We start from the raw sequence: 20786 nt of genomic DNA on the forward strand, positions 1-20786 counted from the left end.
CCGCTGCGCACCGGCGGCGCGGGCGTTGCGGCTCACCCGCAGGAGCGCCGCCAGGCCATGGCCGAGCCCGACCGCCGCCAGGGCCAGCTCCAGCGGCGGCAACCACCAGGCGCTGTGCAGAACGGCCACCAGCCGGCCGAAGGCGCCCGGATCGATCAGGGCCACCCCCACACCCGCCAGGTGCAGCACCAGGAAGAGCACCAAGGCCAGGCCGAGCACGGCGATCATCGGCCGGATGGCCGCCCCCTCGGCTCCTGCGTCCATGGATGGCGCGGCGACAGCGACCCCCATGGTGGCGCCCAGCGCGCCTCCCTTGCAGAGGGCCATGGGAATGTGAGGACCCCCCTGGGCCCCTCGCCGTGCGCTGGACGCGCCCCTCCACCCTCCTGTGCGTCTTCATCACCCTGCTCAACGACCGGCTGGGCGAGAGCATCGTGTTTCCGCTGCTGCCCTACCTGCTGGCGGGGATCACCAATGACGGACGGGTGCTGGGGCTGCTGGCCGGAAGTTATGCCCTGGCCCAGTTCGGCTTCACACCGCTGATCGGCGCCCTGAGCGACCGCTACGGCCGCAGGCCGGTGATCATGGTCTGCGTGACGGGCTCCCTGCTGGGGCTGAGCCTGTTTGCCCTCACCCTGGCCTTGCCCTGGGCCAGCCTCTGGCCAGCGGCGGCGGCGGCCGGCTGGCCCCTGGGGCTGTTGTTCGCGGCGCGGCTGATCGATGGGGTGAGCGGCGGCACCGCCGCCACCGCCGCTGCGGTGCTGGCGGACATCTCGGCACCGGAACAGCGGGCCAAGGCCTTCGGGCTGATCGGGGTGGCCTTCGGGCTGGGCTTCATCCTCGGACCGGCGCTGGGGGGCGCCCTGGCCGGGATCACCATCACCCTGCCGTTGCTGCTGGCCGTGGCGATCGCCGCCCTCAACCTGGTGCTGGTGGTCGTGCTGCTGCCCGAAACCCATCCGCCAGAGGCCCGATCACCCCTGCCGCGCAAGCGCAATCTGCAACCCTTCGCCCAGCTGGCGCGGGTGCTCGCCAACCCGCAGGTGCGTCGCCTGAGTGCGGCCTTCTTCCTGTTTTTTCTGGCCTTCAACGGCTTCACGGCCGTGCTGGTGCTCTATTTCAAGCAGGCCTTCGGCTGGGGACCCACCACCTCGGCGCTGGCCTTCCTGGTGGTGGGTGTGGTGGCCACCCTGGTGCAGGGCGGCCTGATCGGACCGCTGGTGCAGCGCTTCGGTGAATGGCGCCTCACCCTGGCGGGCATCGGCTTGGTGATCGTGGGGTTTCTGCTGATCCTGCTGACCACGGTCGGCAACGCCCAGCCGCAGGTGTTCATCGCCCTGGCGATCCTGGCCACCGGCACCGGTCTGGTCACCCCCAGCCTGCGCAGCCTCGTCTCCCGCCGGCTCGATGAGGGTGGTCAGGGAGCCGCCCTGGGCAGCCTCCAGGGCCTGCAGAGCCTCACCGGCTTCGTGGGGCCTCCGCTGGCGGGCCTGGCCTACGAAACCGTGGGGCAGCAAAGCCCCTTCTGGTTCGGCACCGTGTTGATGGTGGGGGTGGCCCTGCTGGTGGCCGGGGGGCTGCCCGGTCAAGCAACGGCGTCACCGGGAGCAACGGAGTGAGATTGCTACGTTGCCGGAGAGGAACCGGCAGCGTGCGTCGCGTCAGCACCGCCGACAGCAGAACACCATGGGCGAGCCCGCCGTCGCTGCCGAGCTCTACATCAACCGCGAGCTGAGCTGGATCGATTTCAATCGGCGCGTGCTGGCCCAGGCGCTGAATGAACACACCCCGCTGCTGGAGCAGGCCAAGTTCAGCGCCATCTTCAGCAACAACCTCGATGAGTTCTTCATGGTGCGGGTGGCGTCGCTGAAGTCGCAACTCGAAGCCGGAGTCACCAGCCTCAGCGACGATGGCCGCACACCCCTGCAGCAGCTGGAGGCGATTCAGGCCAAACTCCGCCCCCTGCTGGATCTGCAGCAGCAGCACTACCGTCATTCGCTCAAGAACCAGCTGACCGAGTACGGCGTCCATCTGATCGATTACGCCAACCTCAGCAACCGCCAGCGGCAGTGGGTGGATCACACCTTTCAGACCGCCATCTTCCCGGTTCTGACCCCCCTGGCGGTGGATCCGGCCCATCCCTTCCCGTTCGTGAGCAACCTCAGCCTCAACGTGGCGGCCCTGGTGCGCGACCCAGACACGGGCCAGCAGCAGTTCGCGCGGGTCAAGGTTCCCCAGAAGATCCTGCCCCGCTTCGTGGAGATCCCCAGCGATCTGAGCGGCAAGCGGCCCAAGCCGGTGTTCACCGCGGTGCCGCTGGAGCAGGTGGTGGCCTTCAACCTGCAACTGCTGTTCCCGGGCATGACGATCGAGGGGCACTACTTCTTCCGAGTCACCCGCGACGCTGACCTGGAGCTGCGCGACCTTGAGGCCGACGACCTGATGGAGGCCCTGCAGGAGGGCCTGCGCAAGCGGCGCAAGGGCGGCGAGGTGGTGCGGCTTGAGGTGGCCGACGAAATGCCCGATGACGTGATCCACGTGCTCATGGAAGGGATGAACGTGGAGGCGCAGGACCTCTACCGCGTCAACGGTCCACTCGGCCTCGATGACCTGATGAGCCTGCTGGCGATCCCCTTGCCCCAGCTGAAAGACAAGCCCTTCCAGGGCCGCACCGTGCCGGCGCTGGCGCGGGCGCAGCGCAGCCATCTGGACGACGGCTCGCTGAAGGAGGAGGACTTCCAGAGCATCTTCGCGACGATTCGCCAGGGCGATGTGCTGCTGCACCATCCCTATGACCTGTTCGCCACCTCGGTCGAGGAGTTCCTCAACCAGGCCGCCGACGACCCGTCGGTGCTGGCGATCAAGATGACGCTCTATCGCACGTCAAAGGATTCGGCGGTGGTGGCCGCCCTGATCCGGGCGGCAGAGAACGGCAAGCAGGTGATGGCCCTGGTGGAACTCAAGGCCCGCTTCGATGAAGACAACAACATCCAGTGGGCCCGGCGGCTGGAACGCTCCGGCGTGCATGTGGTGTACGGGGTGCTCGGTCTGAAGACACACACCAAGATCCTGCTGGTGGTGCGCAAGGAGAAGCAGATTCTGCGCAGTTATGTGCATATCGGCACCGGCAACTACAACTCCCGCACCTCCAGCCTCTACACCGACGTGGGACTGCTGACCTCCCACACCGATTTCGGCCAGGACCTGGTGGAGCTGTTCAATTACCTCACCGGCTTCTCGAAACAACAGAGTTTCCGCAAGTTGCTGGTGGCGCCGGTCACCCTGCGCAAGGGCATGGAGGCGCTGATCCGCCGCGAGATTGACCTCGCCAAGGCTGGCCAGGGTGGTCACATCCGGGCCAAGATGAATGCGCTGGTTGATCCGGCGATCATTGGCCTGCTCTACGAAGCCTCCCAGGCCGGTGTGAAAATCGAGCTGGTGATCCGTGGCATGTGCTGCCTCAGGCCCGGAGTGGAGGGCATCAGCGAGAACATCCAGGTGGTGAGCGTGATCGGTCGTTTTCTCGAACACTCGCGCCTGTTCTGGTTTGCCAATGGCGGCAACCCTGAGATGTACTTCGGCAGCGCCGACTGGATGCCCCGCAACCTGGATCGACGGGTCGAAGCGGTGGCGCCGGTGGAAGACGCTCGGCTGCGCGGGCAGCTGGAGGATCTGCTGGAGCTCTATCTGGGCGACACGGGCGCCTGGCACATGCGCAGCGATGGCAGCTTTGAGCAGTTGCAGCCGGAAGGGGATGGTCTCCAGACCCAGGAGACTCTGATCCGGCTCTGGCGCGGCGGCCTCAGCTCTGCACGTTGAAGCGAAACAGCAACATCCGTTACACAAGCACCACCCTGTCGTTGTCTTGCTTACAGGATGTCTTTCGTTTACATTCCTCATCCCAGCAATAACGCTGCTACATTCCGGCCACCAACTCACGGAGGCCGGGGTGATGAGTACGCCTCAGCGTTCCGCTCATGACGTAATCGCCAACACCGAGAACGTCAGCGGGCGCCGCACACCAAGCAAATCCGCCAGTGCTGCCAAGCAGGCTGTCGGCCGCATCAGCGCCGACACGATCGGCTGGTACCTGAGCACGATCGGCCGTGTGCCACTGCTCACACCGGCTGAAGAAATTGAGCTGGCCCATCACGTGCAACAGGGCAAGCGTCTGCTGGAGCTGCCTGCTGACACCCTCACGACCCAGCAGCGCCGCCAGATCCGCATGGGCCAGCGGGCGAGGGACCGGATGATGGCCGCCAACCTGCGCCTGGTGGTGAGCGTGGCGAAGAAATATCAGAACCAGGGGTTGGAGCTGCTCGACCTGGTCCAGGAAGGCGCGATCGGACTGGAGCGGGCTGTCGACAAATTCGACCCCGCCATGGGCTACAAATTCTCCACCTATGCCTACTGGTGGATCCGCCAGGGCATGACCCGCGCGATTGACAACAGCGCCCGCACGATCCGGTTGCCGATCCACGTCAGCGAGAAACTCTCGAAGATGCGGCGGATCTCGCGCGAGCTCTCCCACCGGCTCGGCCGTCAGCCCAACCGGCTGGAGCTGGCCCATGCCATGGGCATCCCTCCGAACGAACTCGAAGACCTCGTCTCGCAGAGCGCCCCCTGCGCCTCCCTCGACGCCCACGCCCGTGGCGACGAAGACCGCAGCACCCTGGGGGAACTGATCGCCGATCCGGCCAGCGGGGCGCACATCGAATCGATGGACCGCCTGTTCCAGAAGGAGCACCTCGGCACCTGGCTGGCCCAGCTGAACGAACGCGAGCGCCGCATCCTGCAGATGCGGTTTGGCCTGGAGGGCACCGAACCCCAGACCCTCGCCGAGATCGGCCGCCAGATCAACGTCTCCCGCGAGCGGGTGCGGCAGCTTGAAACCAAGGCGATCATGAAGCTGCGGCTGATGAGCAACCGCACCACCTACGGACAGCAGGCTGCCTGAGCACGACCCTTCCGGTGGACAACTGGGCCCTGAGCCAGCTGGTCGGCATCGGCGTCCTGGCCCTCTGGCTCGGCCTGCTGGCAGGAGCCGCCACGGCCATGGCGAAGCGCTGGCCGGAGCAACGTGAGTGGCGCCGCAAGGTCGTGCATGTGGGCTGCGGTCCGGTGATCCTGCTGGCCTGGTGGCTGGGGATCGACCGCAACATTGCCATCGGCCTGGCTGGGCTGATCACCGCCCTGGCCGCTCTCAATCACCGCCTGCGGGTGCTGCCCGCCATCGAAGACGTGGGCCGCGCCAGTTACGGCACCGTGGCCTACGGAGCCGCTGTCACCCTGCTGCTGTGGCTGTACTGGCCGGATCAGGCCGCTGCCGTGGCAGCGGGCGTGCTGGTGATGGCCTGGGGGGATGGCCTGGCGGGCCTGGTGGGTGTCTCGGTCGCCTCGCCCAGCTGGCGTCTCTGGGGCCAGCGCAAATCCGTGGCGGGCACCAGCGCCATGGCCGCCGCCAGCCTCAGCGTGCTGCTGTTGCTGCAGGCCTTCTCGGCAGTGCCCAGCCCGGCCGTCGGCGGCGCCACGACCTGGCTGGTCCCCATCGGCATCGCCCTGGTGGCCTGCCTGCTGGAGCAGGCGGCCCTGCTCGGCCTCGACAACCTCACGGTGCCCCTGGCCGTGGGCTGGCTCTGGAGCCTCTGCTACCCCGGAGCCAGCCTGTAGCCGCCGAGCCCTCAGGCCTGCAGCAAGTGCTCACAGCGGCATTCCCAGTCGCGCTGCGTGCCCAGTCCGGCAACCACCATCCGATCCGCCGGCTCCTCCCGCAGCCGCAGCTGCCACTGGCGGATCACATCAGCCCGCTCGATCCACTCATCCAGCACGGTGCGCTCGATCAGCGCCGGATCCCAGCAGCGGCCACGGGCGGTGTCCACGGCCCAGGCGAGCAGGTCGTCGAGCTGGAAGGGGCGGAAGCCCCCGAAGGCCGGCCCTGCCGTCTGCTCCAGATAGAAGAGCTGGAGAGGGTCGGTCAGGCCACAGAACTGCAGGAGATAGCTCATCACGGAACTCCTGAATCACACGAGGAGTCCAAACGTACCGAGATCCAAGAGATCGCATGTCCACAAGGAACATTTCGATGGAATCATCATACTTTGGCACTCGCAATCCTTGAGTGCCAATTAGCAGGATTCAGGTCGTCATGCCGCCGCCAGCTGCCGATCACAGGCCTGGCGCACCGCAGCGGCGAGATGGTCGAGCAACTGCCGCGTGGTGGCCAGATCGATGCAGGCATCGGTGATGCTCTGGCCGTAGGCGAGCTGGCTGAGGTCCTTGGGGATCTTCTGACTGCCCGCCACCAGATGACTTTCCAGCATCACGCCCATCACCCGCCGGGAGCCCTGGCGCAGCTGCTCGGCCACCTGCTCCAGCACCTCGCCCTGACGGCGGTAGTCCTTGTTGGAATTGCCGTGGCTGCAATCCACCATCAGCCGGGCCGGCAGGTTCTCCTTCTCCAGGGAGAGGGAGGCCGCCTCAATCGCTTCGCGGTGGTAGTTGGTGCCGGTCTTGCCGCCGCGCAGCACCAGATGACCATCGGGATTACCGGTGGTGGTCACGATCGAGGCCTGCCCCTCGCTGTTGATGCCCAGGAAATGGTGCGGCCGCGCCGCCGCCTGCATGGCATGAATGGCGGTGGTGGCACTGCCATCGGTGCCGTTCTTGAAGCCGATCGGCATCGACAGTCCCGAGGCCATCTCCCGGTGGGTCTGGCTTTCGGTGGTGCGGGCGCCGATGGCGGTCCAGCTGATCAGGTCAGCGATGTACTGGGGCACCACCGGATCGAGCAGCTCGGTGGCGGCCGGCAGTCCCATCTCAGCGAGGTGGAGCAGCAGGGTGCGGGCGCGGCGCAGGCCGGTGTTGATGTCGTAGCTGCCGTCGAGATGGGGATCGTTGATCAACCCCTTCCAGCCCACGGTGGTGCGGGGCTTCTCGAAATAGACCCGCATCACCACCTCCAGCTCGCCGCGGTGGCGCTGGCGCAGCTCCTGAATCGCCGCGGCGTACTCCTGGGCCGCGGCCACATCGTGTACCGAGCACGGACCCACGATCACCAGCATGCGGGCATCGTCGCCGCGCAGGATCGCCTTGATGCGCTCGCGGGCCTGCTGCACCGTGGCGGAAGAGGTCTCCGTGATCGGGAGATCCCGGTGCAGCAGTGCCGGTGGAACGAGGGGCCGGGTCTCCACCACGTGCAGATCGGAGGTGGCTGTCATGAACCCTGGGCTGCTCGTCTGGCGCCGCGGAACGGACTTCACCCTAGTCATCGGCTTCCGCGGGCCGTTCGGAGTGAACCTTTGGCAACGGTCGCCACCAACAGCCGGCCGGGCTGGCAAGAACAATGGAGGGCAGAAGCCGAAACCCCTGGGATGACCGTTGCCAGCTCGAGCCCTGCCAGCTCCTCCCCCGATCCGGCCAGTGTCCTCAGCAGCTACCGCGCCGCCGCGGCGGAACGGCAGGCCCTGGGGGTGCCGCCCCTGCCCCTGAACGCCGCCGAGACCCAGGCCCTCACCGAGCTGCTGGCGGCACCGCCGGCCGGGGAGGAGGCCTTTCTGCTGCACCTGCTCAGCGAGCGCATCCCGCCGGGGGTGGATGAGGCGGCCTACGTGAAGGCCGGCTGGCTGAGCGGCGTGGCCCAGGGCAGCGTCAGCAGCCCCCTGGTGAGCCCGGTGGAAGCCGTGCAGCTGCTGGCCACCATGATCGGCGGCTACAACGTGGGCGCCCTGATCGAACTGCTCAGCAGCGACGACAGCACCATCGCCGAGACAGCGGCCGAGGGCCTCAGCCGCACCCTGCTGGTCTACGACGCCTACCACGACGTTTTCGAGCTGGCCGAGCGCAACCCCTACGCTAGGCGGGTGATCGACAGCTGGGCCGCCGCCGAGTGGTTCACCGCCAAGCCCGAGCTGCCGGCCGAGATCACCGTGACGGTGTTCAAGGTGGAAGGCGAAACCAACACCGACGACCTCTCCCCCGCCACCCACGCCACCACCCGGCCGGACATCCCCCTGCACGCCATGGCGATGCTGGAGACCCGCATGCCCGGCGGCCTGGAGCTGATCGCCGAGCTCAAGACCAAGGGCCACCCGGTGGCCTACGTGGGCGATGTGGTGGGCACCGGCAGCTCCCGCAAATCCGCCATCAACTCGGTGCTCTGGCACACCGGCACCGACATCCCCCATGTGCCCAACAAGCGCAGCGGCGGCGTGGTGCTGGGGGGCAAGATCGCGCCGATCTTCTTCAACACGGCTGAAGACTCCGGCGCCCTGCCGATCGAGTGCGACGTGACCGCCCTCAACTCCGGCGATGTGATCACGATCCGCCCCTATGCCGGCACGATCGAGCGGGCGGCCGGTGAAGCCAACGCCGGCGAGATCGTGGCCCGCTTCGAGCTCAAGCCCAGCACGATCACCGACGAGGTGCGGGCCGGCGGCCGCATCCCCCTGATGATCGGCCGCTCCCTGACCGACAAGGTGCGCGCCCAGCTGGGCCTGCCCGCCTCGGATCTGTTCATCCGGCCGGTGGCCCCGGCCGACACCGGCAAAGGCTTCACCCTGGCCCAGAAGATGGTGGGCAAGGCCTGTGGCCTGGCGGGCGTGCGGCCGGGCACCAGCTGCGAGCCGCTGATGACCACCGTGGGCTCCCAGGACACCACCGGGCCCATGACCCGCGACGAGATGAAGGAGCTGGCCTGCCTCGGCTTCTCGGCGGATCTGGTCATGCAGAGCTTCTGCCACACCGCCGCCTATCCCAAGCCGGTGGACCTCAAGACCCACGCCGAACTGCCCGACTTCATGGCCTCCCGCGGCGGCGTGGCGCTGCGACCCGGCGACGGCATCATCCACAGCTGGCTCAACCGCATGCTGCTGCCCGACACCGTGGGCACCGGCGGCGACAGCCACACCCGCTTCCCCCTGGGCATCTCCTTCCCGGCCGGCTCGGGCCTGGTGGCCTTCGCCGCCGCCATCGGCGCCATGCCGCTCGACATGCCCGAATCGGTGCTGGTGAGATTTTCAGGTTCCCTGCAGCCGGGCGTGACCCTGCGCGATGTGGTGAACGCGATTCCCTACGTGGCGATCCAGCAGGGGCTGCTCACGGTGGCCAAGGAGGGCAAGAAGAACGTGTTCAACGGCCGGATCATGGAGATCGAGGGCCTGCCCGATCTCAAGCTGGAGCAGGCTTTTGAACTGACGGATGCGACCGCCGAACGTTCCTGCGCCGGCAGCACCATCAAGCTCAGCGTGGAAACGGTGAGCGAATACCTGCGCAGCAACGTGGCTCTGCTGAAGAACATGATCGCCCGCGGCTACGGCGATGCCCGCACCCTGGCCCGCCGGATCCAGGCGATGGAGGCCTGGCTGGCCAAGCCGGTGCTGATGGAGGCCGATGCCGATGCGGAGTACGCCGCCGTGATCGAAATCGACCTCGATGCGATCACCGAACCGATCCTGGCCTGCCCCAACGACCCCGACAACGTCAAGACGCTCTCGGAGGTGGCGGGCGCGCCGATCGATGAGGTGTTCATCGGCTCCTGCATGACCAACATCGGCCACTACCGGGCCGCCGCCACGGTGCTGGAGGGCCAGGGCGCCAATGCCGCTCGCCTCTGGGTCTGCCCCCCCACCCGCATGGACGAGGAGATGCTCAGGCAGGAGGGCTACTACGCGATCTTCGAGGCGGCCGGCAGCCGCATGGAGATGCCGGGCTGCTCGCTGTGCATGGGCAACCAGGCCCGGGTGGAAGACGACACCACCGTGTTCTCCACCAGCACCCGCAACTTCAACAACCGCCTCGGCAACGGTGCGCAGGTGTACCTCGGCAGCGCCGAACTGGCGGCGGTGTGCGCCCAGCTGGGCCGCATCCCCACCAAGGAGGACTACCTGGCGATCGCCGCCGAGAAGATCGACCCCAACGGCGCCACGCTCTACCGCTACCTCAACTTCGACCAGATCGAGGGCTTCGAGGACCAGGGCCGCGTGGTGAGCAGCGAGGAGGAGGCCAAGGTGCTGGCAGGAGTTTGATTCCACCCATCGAGGCCCTGCGGTCCCTGCGGCTGAGGGCCTTCCACTTCGACAGGGACAGCTGGCAATCCACCCGGAGCATCCGCAGGCTCATCGAGGAGCGCTGGTGGGCTGTGGCCCTGGCGTTGCTGCTCACCGGCTTCAGTGCCGCCGCCGCCGCCCTGCTGTTCAAGACCGGCGTGGGCTGGCTGGGCACCTGGCGACTGAGGCTGCTGGAGATGGCTCCCGCCGCCCTGGTGCTGCCCCTGATGGGCGGGCTGGGGGGTCTGGTCTCGGCGCTGCTGATCCGGGAGCTGGCCCCCACGGCGGCGGGATCGGGGATCACCCAGGTGATGGTCTTCCTCAAGGGACGTCCCATGCCGATGGGCTTCCGCGTGGCAATGGTGAAGCTGGTGGCGGGGATCCTGGCCATCGGCTCGGGCTTTCCGCTCGGCCCCGAAGGACCCTCGGTACAGATGGGGGGATCGGTGGCCTGGCGGCTGGCCAAGGTGCTGCGGGCCCCTGCGACCTTCCTGAGGGTGATCGTGGCCGCCGGCGGCGGGGCGGGCATCGCGGCCGTGTTTCACGCTCCGATCGGCGGCTTCTTCTACGCCGTGGAAGAACTGCTGCGCGGTGCCCGGCCGGTGGTGCTCCTGCTGGTGCTGGTCACCACCTTCCTGGCCGACACCTGGGCCGATGTGATGGGACTGACGGCCCTGGGTCTTCAGTCCAGCGGTCTGAACGTCAAGGGCTTCCTGCTGGACAGGGAATTCACCCCCATGCTCCGGTTCCTGCCCGTGGATCTGCTCTACCTGATCGCGCTCGGGATCGTGGTGGGTCTGCTGGCAGAGCTCTACTGCCGCTACGTGATCCGCATGCAGTGGCTGAGCCACCGCTGGTTCGCCCCGCATCTGTTGAGCCGCATGGTGATCGCCGGGGTTCTCCTCGGCCTGGTGTATGCCTGCCTGCCGCCGGAATTCCGCAACAATGCCGGCCTGCAGCAGGCCGTGGCTGAGGGCCATGTGGAAATCGGCACGGCGCTGGGGATCTTCGTCCTGCTGTTCTTCAGCACGGGTCTTGCCGCAGCGTCCGGAGCTCCCGGGGGCCTGTTCGCGCCGATGCTCACCCTGGGGGCCACCATCGGCCTGGCCTGCGGGGGCCTGGCCGAGCACCTCACCGGCCACGTGCCCACTACCTTCGTGTTCGCGGGCATGGGGGCCTTTGTGGCGGGCTGCTCCCGCACGCCGATCACCGCCGTGTTCCTCGCCTTCGCCCTCACCAAAGACCTGCTAATCCTCAAGCCGATCCTGGTGGCCTGCCTGGCCAGCTTCCTGGTGACCCAGGTCCTGCATGGACAATCGATCTACGAACGCCAGATCGAGCTGCTGCGGGCCTTCGACGCCAACGGGAAAGGGACAGCGGCGGCTCACCACTCAATCGCTGAGCCGAGCAATTCGTCGACCTGATCGTGGCTGGGAATATCCAGTCCGGCTGGGCCCTCTGGCGCGAGCGTTGATGGACTTCATGAGCCGGCCTGATGTTCAGTAATGACGCGACAGGATCCAACCTCAAGGATTTTTCCCTGATGGATGCCGGCAACAATGCCATCATCCTACGAGCCTCCGTCATCACGATTGCAGCGAAACTTCACTCCCAGATGCGCGGCTTCTGCCTCGATACAGGCGCGTCTGACTGCCAGATCATCAACGTCAGAAAAAGGGCCTCCAGCGGCACCCTCGCAGCTCAATTCGCCAGACGATGGAGTTCCACTGTCTTGCAAGCATTCTCCATCGACTGCATTACCAAGAAGGTGTTGCCTGCGCGAAATCCAGCGCCAAGCGCAACATGCTGACCATACCGACTTTGGCCATCTCCATGCAAGCTATTCAGGCGCACCTGCAACCCTTATGACTTCCGTAAACAAAGCACGACTGACTGCGTTACCTCAGTATTGAGCCCGGCCAAGGAGAGACTCGAATCCTCCATTTTCGCAAGTTCATCATCAGCGCAAAGGCGCCTGTTGACGGGCTGAGTAAATCCAGGCAGACAGGCGCTGTCGTGTCGCTGAGCAGGCTCAGAGAATCAAGGGCTGGGCAACGAAGTCGGCAGCAGCGAGAGTGCCGTCAGGATTGGGATAATTGGCAAAACCCACGGTCACATCGCCATACTGGGAGTTAGCGGTGGTGAGCACACTGGGAACCCAGGAATCGATCTTCACCACGTCCAGATCGCGCCAGCGGGCTTTGGCTTTGAAAGCCTCGGAGGACTTGCGTTTGACCGTCACCACGGAGGCGGCAGGCAGGCGGTACTTACCATTATCAGTCGAGCAATGGTGTAGGAGCCATCTCCATTCTCCCAGATGCCGTAGGCCGTATGGGTGATATCCAGACCCAAGTCGGGGAAGCGGATGTTGATCTGCCGGCCGCTGTCCAGATCCACAAGAAAGGCGGTGGAGACAAGGCTGTAACCCGTCAGGGAATCGGCGGAAGCGATGTCGCAGTTGCCCACGGCCAGCCCCCCATCCACGCTGTGGACAAAGGTGTAGGAGCTGCTTCACCGCTGCGGGTCTACCCCTGAAAGCTGCGGTAGCCGGAACTGGTGGAGCCATCAATGGCACCGGTATAGAGAAAGCCCACGGTGTTGGGATCCTCCCCCGAGGCCGACCCGCCGCTGACATTGCGCGTGTAAGCCCCCACCAGATCGACCAGACCACCACCGAGGTTGTCGGGGCCATACACGCTGGTGCCATTGACATTGGTGAAGGGCCCAGTCTCGGGAGCCTCGATCGTGTACCAGGTGCCGGAACCACTCACACCATCGCGTTGCACCGGGTCGAGGGGACCCTCGTAGACAAGACCAACGGAACCCGGGCCGGTGGCGCAGAAACGTGACATTGGCCTGATCCTGCGTGGGGTTGTATTCAAACGGTGAGATCACCTGCAGCTTCGGCATGACACCCGTTCAGCAGCCCCCGCTCTAGCCAGGCCAAGCAACCGGCACCAGGGATCCGTGAGACTGATCGATTGGCATGCCCCTCCCCCTGAACCAGGAAACCCTGCTGTTCGAGCCCGCCCAGCCCGTCGCCGGTGCCCTGCGGGCCGTGCTGGCCTTCCCCAGCACCTACTCCGTGGGGATCACCAGCCTGGGCTACCAGGTGGTCTGGGCCACCCTGGCGCGGCGCGCCGACGTGGATGTGCGGCGCCTGTTCACGGATCGCAGTGATCCACCCCATCGCCATGGCGACCTGTTCGGCCTGTCGTTGAGCTGGGAGCTGGACGGGCCGGTGCTGCTGGATCTGCTGGAGCAGCAACGCATCCCCCTCTGGGCCGAGCAACGGGGCGAGAGCGATCCGATCGTGTTCGGCGGCGGACCGGTGCTCACCGCCAACCCGGAGCCGCTGGCGCCCTTCTTCGATGTGGTGCTGCTCGGCGATGGCGAGGAGCTCCTGCCGGCCTTCATCGATGCCGTGCAGCAGCATCGGGATCAACCACGGGCGGAGCGGCTGCGGGCCCTGGCCCAGGTGCCGGGGATCTACGTGCCCAGCCTCTATGCCCCCCGCTATTCAGCCGGCGGTGCGCTGCTGGCGGTGGAACCGATCGAGGCGAGCGTGCCGTCCAGCGTGGCCAAGCAGACCTGGCGGGGCAACACCCTCAGCCACTCCACGGTGATCACCCCGGAGGCGGCCTGGCCCGACATCCACATGGTGGAGGTGGTGCGCAGCTGCCCCGAACTCTGCCGCTTCTGCCTGGCCAGTTACCTCACCCTGCCCTTCCGCACGCCGTCGCTGGACGACGGCCTGATCCCGGCGGTGGAGAAGGGTCTGGCGGTGACGAAGCGCCTGGGGCTGCTGGGGGCTTCGGTGACGCAGCATCCCCAGTTCCCGGAGCTGCTGCAGTGGCTGGATCAGGACCGCTTTGAGGGCACCCGGGTGAGCGTCAGCTCGGTGCGGGCCGCCACGGTGACTGCTGAGCTGGGGCGCATCCTGGCCAAGCGGGGCAGCAAGTCGCTCACGATCGCGATCGAGAGCGGCAGCGAGCGGATGCGGCAGGTGGTGAACAAGAAACTTTCCACCGAGGAGATCGCCGCCGCGGCTCGCTACGCCCGAGAGGGTGGCCTCAGCGGCCTGAAGCTCTACGGCATGGTGGGCCTGCCCAGCGAGGAGGAGGCCGATGTGGAGGCCACCGCCGCCCTGATGCTGGCCCTGAAAAAGGCGACCCCGGGGCTGCGGCTGACCCTGGGGGTGAGCACCTTCGTGCCCAAGGCCCACACCCCGTTCCAGTGGCAGGGCTTGCGACCGGAGGCCGAGAAACGGCTCAAGCTGCTGGCCAAGCGGCTCAAGCCCAAGGGGATCGAGCTGCGGCCGGAAAGCTATGGCTGGAGCGTGATCCAGGCCCTGCTGTCGCGCAGCGACCGGCGGCTCGCGCCGGTGATCGCCGCCGCCCGCGGCAGTCACGACAGCCTGGGGGGCTGGAAGAAGGCCTACCGGGCGGCGCAGGCAGGCGAACTGGAGCCGGCTGCCGGTTCGCCGCTGCCACGGCCACCGGCCTGGGAGGAGGTGGTGCACGCCGAATGGGAACCGGGCCGGGTGCTGCCCTGGGCACATCTGCAGGGTCCCCTGCCTGAAGCCACCCTGCAGCGGCACCGGCAGGACGCACTGCCCAGGCAGGAGGCCATCGGCTGAACCCGCTCCGACCAGGTCTCAGTGGGACGCCGGCGGGCGGCCCACCTGGGACAGCCCGGCCAGCAGCACCCAGCCGGCCACATTGATGCGGCTGTCATAGAAGGGCATATCCGTGGCATGCAAGGCCACCAGCACCAGGGTCGCCGTCCACCAGGCCCGCTCGAACAGGCTGGACGCGGCCATGCCGAACCAGGCGGCACGCAGCAACAGCCAGAGCACGAAGCCCACCAGCAGCACCGCCACCGGCAGACCGTGGCTCACGGCCAGGTCGATCGGCAGATTGTGGGGATGGCCATGCCACTGGCCCGTGCGCAGCGGATAGATCAGGCTGAAGGCCGCCGCGCCCCAGCCGAGCCAGGGGCGTTCGCCGATCAACTCCAGGGCCACACCCCACTGGGCCAGCCGGGTGGAGGCCTGCACCCGATCGCCGCTGTGCTCCAGGTCGCTGAGCCGGCCCCAGATCGCTTCAGGCACCAGCTGGCGCAGGGGCTCCTGCACCAGCTCCGGCACCCCCTGCACGCTGGCCAGCGCCACCAGCACCACCAGCAGGGTCAGCAGGGGCAGCAGCCACAGCCAGCTGGCTGGCCCCACCACCAGCGGCACCGCCAGCACCAGGGCACCCCAGGCGTTGCGGGAATCGGTGAGGTACACGGCCGCCACCACGCCTGACGCCATCAGCAGGGCCAGGGCCAGCAGGATCCCGGCCGACCGGGATGGCACGCCGCCACCTGCGGGATCCCGCACCCCCTGGCGCCAGCGCTGCCAGGTCTCGAGCAGCGCCGCCAGTTGCAGAGGCCAGGCCAGGGCCAGCCAGGAGCCGGCGATGTTGGCGTAGTCGAACAGGCCGGCCAGACGATCGTCCGGGCTGCCGCCTGCCTTGAGGTGCCAGATGATCAGACCCCCCAACACCTGAAACGGGCCGCTCCAGCCAAACCAGAGCTGGCCCAGGCCGGTGATCACCACGGGCACGGTGCCGGCCACCAGCCACAGGGCCACCCGCCGCCGGGCCGCCGGCGTGGCCAGATAGGGCTGATAGCCCCAGAACGCCCAGAAGAACGGCAACCAGTTGCCCAGTCCCACCCAGGCCAGGCCGCCGCTGCGGGCCCCGAAGCAGCCGGCCACCATCAGCAGGGCGATCAGCAGCAGCACCCGATTGCTCCCGTCCTGCCAGGGCGAGGAGCGACCGCGGCTCCCCTGGATCAGGGCCACGAACAGCAGCAATCCCCCCAGGAAGGCACTGCTGGCCAACAGAAACAGACCCAGCTGAAAACATCGCCAGCCCAGGGGGGACGCGTCAGCAGGTCGATGACCGAGCAGGTGCGCATCGAGCGCGGCCAGGCGAATCGCGGCCAACGGCCTCAGATCAGTTGCCATCAATCGAACACGGCCGTGCGGCCGCGATAGACCATCACCTGCCGGCGCAGATGCAAGCGCAGCGCCCGCGCCAAGGCGAGCCGCTCGGTGTCGCGCCCCTTGCGGATCAGATCGTCCACATCGTCGCGGTGGCTGACGTGCACGGTGGCCTGCTCAATGATCGGGCCGCCGTCGAGATCCTCGGTGACGTAGTGGGCGGTGGCGCCGATCAGCTTCACGCCCCGCTCCCAGGCACGGTGATAGGGCTGCGCCCCCTTGAAGGCCGGCAGAAAGGAGTGGTGGATGTTGATCACCTGCCGCTGGACCGTTGCCCCGGAGCGTCCCCCGCCCATGAACCCCTCGAGCCAGGCCGGGCTGAGCACCTGCATGTACTTGGCCAGCACCACCAGCTCAATGCCGTGCTGCTCCAGCAGCGCCAGTTGCTGAAGCTCCACCTCGGCCTTGGTCTCCGCCGTCATCGGCAGATGGACGAACTGAACCCCGAAGCCTTCGGCCACCTGCCGCAGATCCGGATGGTTCGACACCACCAGCGGCACCAGCATCGGCAGCTCGCCGGCCCGGGTGCGCCAGAGCAGATCCACCAGGGCATGGTCCTGCTTGCTCACGAAGATCGCCACCCGGGGCGTTTCATCGGAGAAGTGCACCTGTCCTTCCCCCCCCAGCCGCTCGGCCAGGGCCAGCACCGCGGGCGTGATCGCTTGCCGCGGCAGCCCGAAACCGTCCAGCGCCCACTCGATCCGGCTGAGGAACAGGCCGGCACCGGCATCGGTGTGGTGATCGGCGTGGCGGATGTTGCCGCCGTTGGCGGCCACCCAGCCGGAGAGCTCGCTCACCAGGGCCGGACGGTCCGGACAGATGACCTGGAGGATGGCCGTGGGGGAGCTCATGCCGGCGCGAAGGGCGGAACCGCAATTGTGCCGAGCGGAACGCCGATCTCCGCCGACAGGGGCCACGGGTAAAATCACGCCGCATTGAACGCCCGGTCGGCGAATTCCCATGGTTGCTGCCAGCACTGCCTCCAGAACGGGTGTCTTCGACCTGCTGCGCCGCCTGGTGATGATCGGCGTGGCCCTGGTGCTTTCGGTGTCGCTGGCGGCCTGCGATGGCGGCCAGAGCCGCAAGGCCCCCAGCATCAGCCCGGCGGACATGGCCCTGATCACCCGTCAGGCCGAGGGCTTCCTCGCCGCCAAGGATCGCTTGCCTGAGCTGGCCAATCTGGTCAACCAGCGCGACTGGGTCTTCACCCGCAACCTGATCCACGGACCCATGCAGGAAGTGGGCCGCGAGATGCTCTACATCAACCAGCGCCTGCTGCCCGCCGACCGGGCCGAAGCCGGCAAGCGCGCCGACCAGCTCAAGAGCGCCCTGGCCCAGCTCGATGAGGCCGCCCGCCTCCAGGACGGCGAGCGGCTGCGCAAGTCGTACATCCAGGTGGCCAGCGGCTTCGGCTCCTATGCCGAAGTGATTCCTGCCCCAGCTCTCGACGCCGCCGAGCAGGCCTGACCCGCTTGCACCAGGCCAGCACCTGCGGGGCCCGCCGCGCTGACGTGATCGTCATCGGGGCGGGCCTTGTTGGTGCGTCGACCGCCTGGTGGCTGCAGCAGCAGGGCCATGCCGTTGTTCTGATCGATCCCGCCCTGGCTGGGCCCAAGGGGAGTGAGGTCGGCAAGCCTGACCCAGCGGTTCGCAGTGGCAGCCGCGCGGCCCTGGGGCTGCTGATGGCCGATGTCGCACAGCGCAGCAGTGGCCGGGGCTGGCGCCTGCGGCAGCGCAGCCGCATCCTCTGGGACCTGTGGTGCCGGCAGCTGGCGGAGGCTGGCTGGCCTGTGCCACGCCGTCCGGGCCTGCTGGTGCTGGCCGCTGATGCCGAGACCCAGGAGCGCCACCAGCGGCTGGTGCTGGAGCGGCAAAAGCGAGGGGTGCCGCTGGAGTGGTGGGAGCGGCCGCAGCTGGAGCGGCTGGATCCGTTGGTGCCCGCCGCCGCCCTGGGCGGGCTGTACTCCCCCCGCGATGGCCAGATCGATCCGATCGCCGCCCTGGAGGCCCTGCTGGGGGATGGTCTGCGGCAAGGAGTGCAAGGACTGGCCGAGCGGGTGCTGCACCTGGAGCGACCGGTGAACGGGGGTTGGAGCGCCGTGCTCGCCGGCGGCGACCACCACCGGGCCGACTGGGTGGTGATCGCCGCCGGCCTGGGATCGGCGGGGCTGCTGCGCCAGGTGCCAGAGCTCGCGGGGGCTGCTGCCATCCCGCCGCTCGAGCCGGTGCTGGGCCAGGCCCTGGAGCTGGAACGGGGTCCAGACGCGAACGATGAAGCCCTGTGGAGCTGGCCGGGAGCGGTGGTGTGGCGCGGCCTCAACCTGGTGCCCCGACCCGATCTGGCCGGTGGTCGGCGCTTCTGGCTGGGTGCCACCCTGGAGCCGGGAGAGCGGGCCGATCCGCTGGCCCTGGAGCGGTTGCGCAGCCTGAAAGGGGAGGCACCCCCGTGGCTGCAACAGGCACGGCTTCTGCACAGCTGGCAGGGGTGCCGTTGCCGTCCCCAGGGCAAGCCGGCACCCCTGCTGGAAGCCCTGGCAGACGGCCTGCTGCTGGTGAGCGGCCACTACCGCAACGGCGTGCTGCTGGCGCCGGCCAGCGCCGAGTGGGTGGCCCAGCAACTGGAGCCAGCAACACTTCCGGCGGCTGGGACCTGAGCACCTGCCAGCAAAAAGCCCCCCAAGTAGGGGGGCTGGATCAGGGAGCAGATCGGAATCGGAGCGGCAGGGCCGCCCGCAGGCTCACTTGCTCTCGGTGAACTCCGCGTCGATCACGTCGTCGCTGGCGGATTCAGCACCACCGCTGCCGTTGCCGCCAGGGGCGGCGGCGCCTTCAGCGCCAGCAGCTTGCTGGTACACAGCCGCACCAGCGGCGTAGAGGGCCTGCTGCAGGGTTTCGAGCTCGGACTTCATGGTGTCGTAGTCCTCCTTCTCGATCGCCTCCTTGAGCTTGGCGGAGGAGGCCTCCACCTTGCTCTTGTCCTCGGCGCCCACCTTGTCGCCCAGTTCACCGAGCTGCTTCTCGGCCTGGTACACGAGGGTTTCGGCCTGGTTCTTCAGGTCGATGCGCTCGCGCTTTTCCTTGTCGGCGCTGGCGTTGGCTTCGGCGTCCTTCACCATCTTCTCCACCTCGTTGTCACTGAGGGTGGAAGCACCAGTAATCGAGATGCTCTGCTCCTTACCGCTGCCCTTGTCCTTGGCGGTCACGCTCAGGATGCCGTTGGCATCGATGTCGAAGGTCACTTCGATCTGAGGCACGCCGCGGGGAGCGGGGGGAATGCCATCGAGGCGGAAGGTTCCGAGCGACTTGTTGTCGCTGGCCATCTCGCGCTCGCCCTGCAGCACGTGAATCTCCACGTTGGTCTGCCCGTCGACAGCCGTGGAATACACCTCCGACTTCTTGGTGGGGATCGTGGTGTTGCGGGGAATCATCTTGGTCATCACACCGCCCAGGGTCTCCACGCCCAGGGACAGGGGGCTGACGTCCAGCAGCAGGATGTCCTTCACCTCACCGGCGAGCACACCGCCCTGGATGGCGGCACCCACGGCCACCACCTCGTCGGGGTTCACGGTCTGATTGGGGTCCTTGCCGGTGACGCGCTTCACCAGCTCGAGCACCGCAGGGATGCGGGTGGAACCACCCACCATCACCACTTCATCGAGCTCGGAGGAGGAGAGCTTGGCGTCCTTGAGCGCCTGCTCCACCGGCACGCGGCAGCGGTCGATCAGCTTGGAGGCCAGCTCCTCGAACTTGGCGCGGGTGAGGGTGAGATCGAGGTGCTTGGGGCCCTCAGGGGTGGCCGTGATGAACGGCAGGTTGATCTCGCTCTGGGTAGCGCTGGAGAGCTCGATCTTGGCCTTCTCAGCCGCCTCGGTGAGGCGCTGCAGGGCCTGCTTGTCCTGACGCAGGTCGATGCCCTCGTTCGACTTGAAGCTGTCGGCGAGGTAGTCGACGATCACCTTGTCGAAGTCGTCGCCACCCAGGTGGGTATCACCGGAGGTGGAGAGCACCTCGAACACACCGTCACCCACCTCCAGCACCGACACGTCGAAGGTGCCGCCGCCCAGGTCGAACACGAGGATGCGCTCGTTGCTCTTCTTGTCGAGGCCATAGGCCAGAGCCGCGGCCGTGGGCTCGTTGATGATGCGCAGCACCTCAAGGCCGGCGATCTTGCCGGCGTCCTTGGTGGCCTGTCGCTGCGAGTCGTTGAAATAGGCGGGCACGGTGATCACCGCCTGGGTGACCGTTTCACCGAGATACTTGCCAGCGTCTTCCGCCAGCTTGCGCAGCACCTGGGCACTCACTTCCTCAGGTGCGAACTGCTTGTTCAGCACCGGGCACTTCACCTTGACGTTGGAGCCGGCCTTCTCGACGCCATAACTCACTTCCTTCGATTCTTCGTTGACTTCATCGACACGGCGGCCGATGAAGCGCTTCACGGAATAGAAAGTGTTCTCCGGATTCATGACCGCCTGACGTTTGGCGATCTGACCGACCAGCTGATCCTGATTTTTGGTGTAAGCCACCACTGAGGGCGTCGTGCGGAACCCTTCAGCGTTGGCGATCACCGTGGGCTTGCCGCCCTCCATCACGGCGACACAGCTGTTCGTCGTGCCGAGGTCAATGCCAACAACCTTTCCCATGGGTTCCCACCTCCTGAGTGGAGAAGCAAGTTCTGAATGAAGGCATCTTCAGCA

Annotated in this window: 18 protein-coding genes and 1 pseudogene; 10 read left to right on the forward strand and 9 right to left on the reverse strand. The window is 67.2% G+C overall.

The genetic code is table 11. The features are described from left to right. Positions 1-327, reverse strand: a pseudogene (locus VB777_RS11660) (hypothetical protein); the annotation flags it as partial. Positions 328-359: 32 nt separating this feature from the next. Here VB777_RS11660 and VB777_RS11665 point away from each other — a divergent pair. From VB777_RS11665 to VB777_RS11680, 4 genes are all read left to right on the forward strand, one after another. Beyond that, on the forward strand, positions 360-1619 hold the full coding sequence (locus VB777_RS11665) for an MFS transporter (protein ID WP_323249108.1): 1260 nt from the start codon (positions 360-362) through the stop codon (positions 1617-1619). 10 nt (positions 1620-1629) lie between these two features. After that, on the forward strand, positions 1630-3819 hold the full coding sequence (gene ppk1 / locus VB777_RS11670) for a polyphosphate kinase 1 (protein WP_322757907.1): 2190 nt from the start codon (positions 1630-1632) through the stop codon (positions 3817-3819). 133 nt (positions 3820-3952) lie between these two features. Beyond that, a complete protein-coding gene (locus VB777_RS11675) occupies positions 3953-4957 on the forward strand; it encodes a sigma-70 family RNA polymerase sigma factor (RefSeq protein ID WP_322757908.1) in 1005 nt (334 codons plus the stop codon). A gap of 14 nt (positions 4958-4971) precedes the next feature. After that, positions 4972-5670, forward strand: a complete 699-nt coding sequence (locus VB777_RS11680) for a diacylglycerol/polyprenol kinase family protein (RefSeq protein ID WP_231598125.1) — start codon at positions 4972-4974, stop codon at positions 5668-5670. A gap of 11 nt (positions 5671-5681) precedes the next feature. Here VB777_RS11680 and VB777_RS11685 read toward each other — a convergent pair whose 3' ends face one another. Together VB777_RS11685 and VB777_RS11690 are read right to left on the reverse strand one after the other, a co-directional pair. Further along, positions 5682-6005, reverse strand: coding sequence for a hypothetical protein (locus VB777_RS11685; RefSeq protein WP_197157750.1), 324 nt, complete (start codon positions 6003-6005; stop codon positions 5682-5684). Between the two features lie 138 nt (positions 6006-6143). Next, positions 6144-7217, reverse strand: coding sequence for a 3-deoxy-7-phosphoheptulonate synthase (locus VB777_RS11690; protein WP_197171335.1), 1074 nt, complete (start codon positions 7215-7217; stop codon positions 6144-6146). Between the two features lie 153 nt (positions 7218-7370). Here VB777_RS11690 and acnB point away from each other — a divergent pair, with 153 nt between their 5' ends. The 3 genes from acnB to VB777_RS11705 all read left to right on the forward strand — a co-directional run bounded on the left by acnB (position 7371) and on the right by VB777_RS11705 (position 11853). Further along, entirely contained in the window at positions 7371-10022 is a 2652-nt protein-coding gene (gene acnB / locus VB777_RS11695) for a bifunctional aconitate hydratase 2/2-methylisocitrate dehydratase (RefSeq protein WP_323249112.1), read from the forward strand. Between the two features lie 26 nt (positions 10023-10048). Next, positions 10049-11467: a ClC family H(+)/Cl(-) exchange transporter gene (locus tag VB777_RS11700; protein WP_323249144.1), complete on the forward strand. Its 1419-nt coding sequence runs from the start codon at positions 10049-10051 to the stop codon at positions 11465-11467. A 71-nt stretch (positions 11468-11538) separates the two neighbouring features. Next, positions 11539-11853, forward strand: coding sequence for a hypothetical protein (locus VB777_RS11705; RefSeq protein ID WP_323249114.1), 315 nt, complete (start codon positions 11539-11541; stop codon positions 11851-11853). A gap of 222 nt (positions 11854-12075) precedes the next feature. On the opposite strand, the gene VB777_RS11710 is transcribed toward VB777_RS11705, so the two are convergent. The 3 genes from VB777_RS11710 to VB777_RS11720 are packed head-to-tail and all read right to left on the reverse strand — an operon-like array spanning position 12076 to position 12895. After that, positions 12076-12288, reverse strand: coding sequence for a hypothetical protein (locus VB777_RS11710; protein WP_323249116.1), 213 nt, complete (start codon positions 12286-12288; stop codon positions 12076-12078). Further along, entirely contained in the window at positions 12282-12509 is a 228-nt protein-coding gene (locus VB777_RS11715; RefSeq protein WP_322757913.1) for a hypothetical protein, read from the reverse strand. The genes VB777_RS11710 and VB777_RS11715 overlap by 7 nt, the downstream gene beginning before the upstream one ends. Before the next feature lie 59 nt (positions 12510-12568). Next, on the reverse strand, positions 12569-12895 hold the full coding sequence (locus tag VB777_RS11720; protein WP_323249119.1) for a hypothetical protein: 327 nt from the start codon (positions 12893-12895) through the stop codon (positions 12569-12571). 134 nt (positions 12896-13029) lie between these two features. Here VB777_RS11720 and VB777_RS11725 point away from each other — a divergent pair, with 134 nt between their 5' ends. Beyond that, a complete protein-coding gene (locus VB777_RS11725) occupies positions 13030-14682 on the forward strand; it encodes a radical SAM protein (RefSeq protein ID WP_323249121.1) in 1653 nt (550 codons plus the stop codon). An 18-nt stretch (positions 14683-14700) separates the two neighbouring features. Here the strand turns inward: VB777_RS11725 and VB777_RS11730 are convergent, their stop codons facing one another. Both VB777_RS11730 and purU read right to left on the reverse strand, forming a co-directional pair. Continuing rightward, a complete protein-coding gene (locus VB777_RS11730; RefSeq protein WP_323249123.1) occupies positions 14701-16056 on the reverse strand; it encodes an O-antigen ligase family protein in 1356 nt (451 codons plus the stop codon). After that, entirely contained in the window at positions 16056-16943 is an 888-nt protein-coding gene (gene purU / locus VB777_RS11735) for a formyltetrahydrofolate deformylase (RefSeq protein WP_323249124.1), read from the reverse strand. Before purU ends, VB777_RS11730 begins: the two co-directional genes overlap by 1 nt. A gap of 109 nt (positions 16944-17052) precedes the next feature. Between purU and psbQ the strand changes: the two genes are divergently transcribed. Continuing rightward, positions 17053-17559 (forward strand): photosystem II protein PsbQ, encoded by a 507-nt coding sequence (gene psbQ, locus VB777_RS11740; RefSeq protein WP_197157768.1) that lies wholly within the window; start codon positions 17053-17055, stop codon positions 17557-17559. A 5-nt stretch (positions 17560-17564) separates the two neighbouring features. Next, on the forward strand, positions 17565-18746 hold the full coding sequence (locus VB777_RS11745; protein ID WP_323249126.1) for an FAD-dependent oxidoreductase: 1182 nt from the start codon (positions 17565-17567) through the stop codon (positions 18744-18746). Positions 18747-18830: 84 nt separating this feature from the next. Here VB777_RS11745 and dnaK read toward each other — a convergent pair whose 3' ends face one another. Beyond that, entirely contained in the window at positions 18831-20732 is a 1902-nt protein-coding gene (gene dnaK, locus VB777_RS11750) for a molecular chaperone DnaK (RefSeq protein ID WP_323249128.1), read from the reverse strand. Positions 20733-20786: the final 54 nt, after the last annotated feature.

The sequence above is a fragment of the Synechococcus sp. CCY9202 genome, assembly GCF_034931685.1.
Classification (GTDB): domain Bacteria; phylum Cyanobacteriota; class Cyanobacteriia; order PCC-6307; family Cyanobiaceae; genus CBW1002.

Coding starts and splice junctions, on each gene's coding strand:
- VB777_RS11675 (WP_322757908.1), top strand. CDS start 3,953: ATGAGTACGCCTCAGCGTTCCGCTCATGACGTAATCGCCAACACCGAG.
- VB777_RS11685 (WP_197157750.1), bottom strand. CDS start 6,005: ATGAGCTATCTCCTGCAGTTCTGTGGCCTGACCGACCCTCTCCAGCTC.
- VB777_RS11690 (WP_197171335.1), bottom strand. CDS start 7,217: ATGACAGCCACCTCCGATCTGCACGTGGTGGAGACCCGGCCCCTCGTT.
- acnB (WP_323249112.1), top strand. CDS start 7,371: ATGACCGTTGCCAGCTCGAGCCCTGCCAGCTCCTCCCCCGATCCGGCC.
- VB777_RS11705 (WP_323249114.1), top strand. CDS start 11,539: ATGTTCAGTAATGACGCGACAGGATCCAACCTCAAGGATTTTTCCCTG.
- VB777_RS11720 (WP_323249119.1), bottom strand. CDS start 12,895: ATGTCACGTTTCTGCGCCACCGGCCCGGGTTCCGTTGGTCTTGTCTAC.
- VB777_RS11725 (WP_323249121.1), top strand. CDS start 13,030: ATGCCCCTCCCCCTGAACCAGGAAACCCTGCTGTTCGAGCCCGCCCAG.
- VB777_RS11730 (WP_323249123.1), bottom strand. CDS start 16,056: ATGGCAACTGATCTGAGGCCGTTGGCCGCGATTCGCCTGGCCGCGCTC.
- purU (WP_323249124.1), bottom strand. CDS start 16,943: ATGAGCTCCCCCACGGCCATCCTCCAGGTCATCTGTCCGGACCGTCCG.
- psbQ (WP_197157768.1), top strand. CDS start 17,053: ATGGTTGCTGCCAGCACTGCCTCCAGAACGGGTGTCTTCGACCTGCTG.
- dnaK (WP_323249128.1), bottom strand. CDS start 20,732: ATGGGAAAGGTTGTTGGCATTGACCTCGGCACGACGAACAGCTGTGTC.